The organism is Streptomyces sp. SM1, assembly GCF_002910825.1.
GTDB classification, from domain to species: Bacteria; Actinomycetota; Actinomycetes; order Streptomycetales; family Streptomycetaceae; genus Streptomyces; species Streptomyces okerensis.
On sequence record NZ_NEUB01000852.1, the window covers coordinates 1 to 3,724 of the forward strand.

At 70.0% G+C, this 3,724-nt stretch carries 4 protein-coding genes and 1 pseudogene; 3 read left to right on the forward strand and 2 right to left on the reverse strand.

The window, feature by feature from the left end; translation table 11 throughout:
- Nucleotides 1–105 precede the first annotated feature (105 nt).
- From B9S61_RS27750 to B9S61_RS43320, 3 genes are all read left to right on the forward strand, one after another.
- Nucleotides 106–1,560 (forward strand): IS66 family transposase, encoded by a 1,455-nt coding sequence (locus B9S61_RS27750; RefSeq protein WP_103544691.1) that lies wholly within the window; start codon nt 106–108, stop codon nt 1,558–1,560.
- An 18-nt stretch (nt 1,561–1,578) separates the two neighbouring features.
- Complete coding sequence (locus B9S61_RS43570) at nt 1,579–1,776, forward strand: recombinase family protein (RefSeq protein ID WP_374936249.1); 198 nt, start codon at nt 1,579–1,581, stop codon at nt 1,774–1,776.
- Nucleotides 1,777–2,051: 275 nt separating this feature from the next.
- Entirely contained in the window at nt 2,052–2,435 is a 384-nt protein-coding gene (locus tag B9S61_RS43320; RefSeq protein WP_103544693.1) for a cold-shock protein, read from the forward strand.
- Nucleotides 2,436–2,460: 25 nt separating this feature from the next.
- Here the strand turns inward: B9S61_RS43320 and B9S61_RS27765 are convergent, their stop codons facing one another.
- Both B9S61_RS27765 and B9S61_RS27770 read right to left on the reverse strand, forming a co-directional pair.
- Nucleotides 2,461–3,375, reverse strand: coding sequence for a 1,4-dihydroxy-6-naphthoate synthase (locus B9S61_RS27765; RefSeq protein WP_103544694.1), 915 nt, complete (start codon nt 3,373–3,375; stop codon nt 2,461–2,463).
- Nucleotides 3,362–3,724: pseudogene (locus tag B9S61_RS27770) on the reverse strand (futalosine hydrolase); the annotation flags it as partial. The gene B9S61_RS27765 and the pseudogene B9S61_RS27770, both read right to left, overlap by 14 nt.

The following is a 3,724-nucleotide window of genomic DNA, read 5'->3' on the forward strand; positions in this document are numbered from 1 at the left end:
GTAGCTATTCAGCAGGGTGTGATCGGTTCGCGGACCGTGCGGCGTGATCGCTAGGGTGGCGGTGTGGAGGATCCCGACTGGTCTGCGAAGGACCTTCTTGCCGAGTTGGCCGCGGTACGCGGCGAGTTGGCGGCTTCCCGGGCCGAGGCGGCCGCGAAGGACGAGCGGATCGATCAGCTGCTGGTCCAGATCGCGGAGTTGACCACGCAGGTCCAGGCCCTGGTACTGCGGCTGTCGAGGGATTCCTCGACCTCCTCGAAGCCGCCGTCCTCGGACGGGCCGGGCAAGCGGCCCCGTGGCGGGTCCTCGCGTACCCGCTCGGGACGCAAACCGGGCAAGCAGCCAGGTGATCCGGGCACCACCTTGCGGCAGGTAGAGGATCCGAACGAGCGGATCGTCATCCCCGCTCCGGCATCCTGCGCCGGCTGCGCGTCCTCGCTGGTCAAGGTTCCGGTGGCCGCGGTGCGCCGCCGTCAGGTCTTTGACCTGGCCACCCCGCTTCCGCCGCAGGTCATCGAGTACGCCGCGGACGTCAAGTGCTGCCCCGGGTGCGGAAAGAAGGCCACCGGAGTCTTCCCGGCCGGAGTGGAATCGGCGGCCCAGTACGGTCCCGATGTCACCGCGAAGGTCGCGGACGCGGTCCTGGGACACCACATCCCGGTACACCGCTCGACACTGCTGGTGATGGAACTGTGCGGGATGAAGGTCTCCACCGGCTTCGCCGCATCCCTGCGAGGCCGGGCCGCCCGCCTGCTGGAGGCCGGGTTCCTGCCCTCGGTCCGCGCCCTGCTCTCCGGCGCACCCGTCGTGCACGCCGATGAGACCTTCACCCGCACCCGGGCCAGGACCGTCTTCCTGCACGTGGCCTCCACCGCGCACCTCACCCTGATGCACACCGGTGACCGCTCGGCCGCGACCATCGACGCCGGCCAGGTCCTGCCGCACCTCAGCGGTGTCCTGGTCCGCGACGGATACGCCGGCTACACCCACCTCGACCACGTCCTGCACGCCTGGTGCGGCGCGCACCTGCTACGTGACCTGCGCGGCATCCATGAAGCCGACCTCCAGGGCCAGCTGTGGGCCCGCGCCATGGCCGACACCCTCCTGGAAGCCAACCGTCTCGCGTCCGCCGCCCGCGACACCGGGCGCGAGGAACTCACCGCCGACGAACTGCGCACCATCCACCGGCTCTACACAGGAGCACTGGCCCGCTCCCGCCAGGACAACCGGAACAAGAACACCGAACTCGCCCGGCACGCCCGCACCCTGGCCAAACGTTTCGAGGAACACCGCGAGGTCATCCTCCGCTTCACCACCGACCTGACCGTCCCCTTCACCAACAATCAGGCGGAACGCGACATCAGACCCGCCAAGGTCCAGCAACGCTCCTCCGGAGGCTGCTGGCGAACCCTCCAGGGACTGGCCGACTTCGCCATCGTCCAGTCGTACCTGTCGACCGCGGCCAAGTGGGGCATCAGCCGCTACGACGCACTCCAGCGCCTCTTCACCACAGGGGCGTGGATCCCGCATGCCCTCACCCCTGACACAGCAACAGCCTGACCGAACCGCTCAACCCCGCTGAATAGCTACCTCGACTGCATGCGAGAGGGAGAAACCCTCTGTGTGTGGAAGCTTGACCGGTTGGGCCGTTCAACTAAGGACGTACTGACGATCGCTGAGGACTTGCGCGCGCGTGGAATCGCCCTCCGCGTCCTCACGGGAACTCTCGCCAGTAACTACGCCCCGGAGGGGAGGGAAAATCCTTCTTCACCATGATGGTTGCCTTTGCCTTTGCCGAGCTTGAGTGAGACATGATCGTTGAGCGCACCCGCGCTGGTCTCGACGCTGCCCAGGCGCAGGGGCGTACCGGTGGACGACCGGCACATCGGGTAACCCCTCGCACTTCCCCACCACTTTGAGCCTCTGCCGACACAGGCAGGGGCTCAGTGTCGTTTTAAGGCGTGTTCCGGTGGAGAGACCCCCGGTAGGCTGTCTCAACGGCAGATCAAGGGTGTCCGGCCAGTCCGGGAGCGATCGAGGGAGCGTGTGCTTTGCCGACTGGCAAGGTCAAGTGGTTCAACAGCGAGAAGGGCTTCGGCTTTCTCTCCCGTGACGACGGCGGCGACGTCTTCGTGCATTCCTCGGTCCTCCCCGCCGGAGTCGAGGCCCTGAAGCCGGGCCAGCGCGTGGAGTTCGGTGTGGTCGCCGGACAGCGCGGCGACCAGGCCCTCTCCCTGACCGTTCTCGACCCGACCCCGTCGGTCGCGGTCGCCCAGCGCAGGAAGCCGGACGAACTGGCCTCCATCGTCCAGGACCTCACGACCCTGCTGGAGAACATCACGCCCTCGCTCGAGCGGGGCCGCTATCCCGACCGTGCGGCCGGCGCGAAGATCGCCGGCCTGCTCCGTGCGGTCGCCGACCAGCTGGACGTCTAGGACGTCCGCACGGCGCTCACGGCGCTCACGGAAACCGCAGCGCGTCCGGGCCGAGGGGCGGTACCAGCCCTTCGGCCGCCGCGCGCGTGAGCAGTCCCCGCACGGCCGCGTAGCCGTCCTCGCCGAGGCCGGCCGTGAACTCGTTGACGTACAGCCCGATGTGCTGGTCGGCGACGGCCGGGTCCATCTCCTGCGCGTGCTCCATGACGTACGGGCGTGACGCCTCGGGGTCGTCCCACGCGGCCCGTACGGAGGTACGGACCGAGTCGGCCAGCCGGGTCAGGGTCTCCTCGCCCAGCGACCGCCTGGCGATGATCGCCCCCAGCGGGATCGGCAGCCCCGTGGTCCGCTCCCAGTGTTCACCCATGTCGGCGAGCTTGTGCAGCCCGTAGTTCCGGTACGTGAAGCGCGCCTCGTGGATGACGAGTCCCGCGTCGACCTTCCCGTCCCGCACCGCGGGCATGATCTCGTGGAAGGGCATCACCACGATCTCCCCGACCCCGCCCGCCCGTCGCCCACGACCGCCCTCGACGGAGGGCTCTGCGGGCCCGCCCTCCTCGATTCCCAGCACGTCCGCCGCCCAGAGCCGGAACAGCAGATACGCCGTGGACCGCTCGCTCGGCACGGCGACCGTGCGGCCGGTGAGGTCCACGCCGGCCTCCCGGGTGAGCACCAGCGGCCCGCAGCCCCGCCCCAGCGCACCCCCGCAGGGCAGCAGGGCGTAGTCGTCGAGGACGTACGGCAGGACCGCGTACGACACCTTCAGCACATCGAGCTCGCCGCGCTCGGCCATGCCGTTGGTGACGTCGATGTCGGCGAAGGTGACGTCGACGCCGGGCGCGCCGGGGACGCGGCCGTGGGCGAGGGCGTCGAAGACGAAGGTGTCGTTGGGGCAGGGGGAGTAGGCGATCCGCAGCCGCTGCTGCTCAACGGTGTTCATGCCGGTTCCAACTCTCCAGGACGGGTGTGAGCTTCCCGAAGCCCTCGGTGAGGGCGGTCAGGGCGTCGCCGATGCGCCAGGCGGCGCGGTCGCGGGGGCCGACGGGGTTCGACACCGCCCGCACCTCCAGTACGGCCACGCCGTGCGCGGCGGCGGCCTCGGCGACCCCGAAGCCTTCCATCGCCTCGGCGAGGGCACGGGGGTGACGGGCGAGGAGCGCGTCGGCGCGGGCGGCGGTCCCGGTCACCGTGGAGACGGTGAGCACGGTTCCGGTGAGCGCGCCGGCCGCGGCGGTGGCCTCCCGCACCAGGGCGGCGGGCGGGCGGTGGGTGACGGTGCCGAAGCCGAG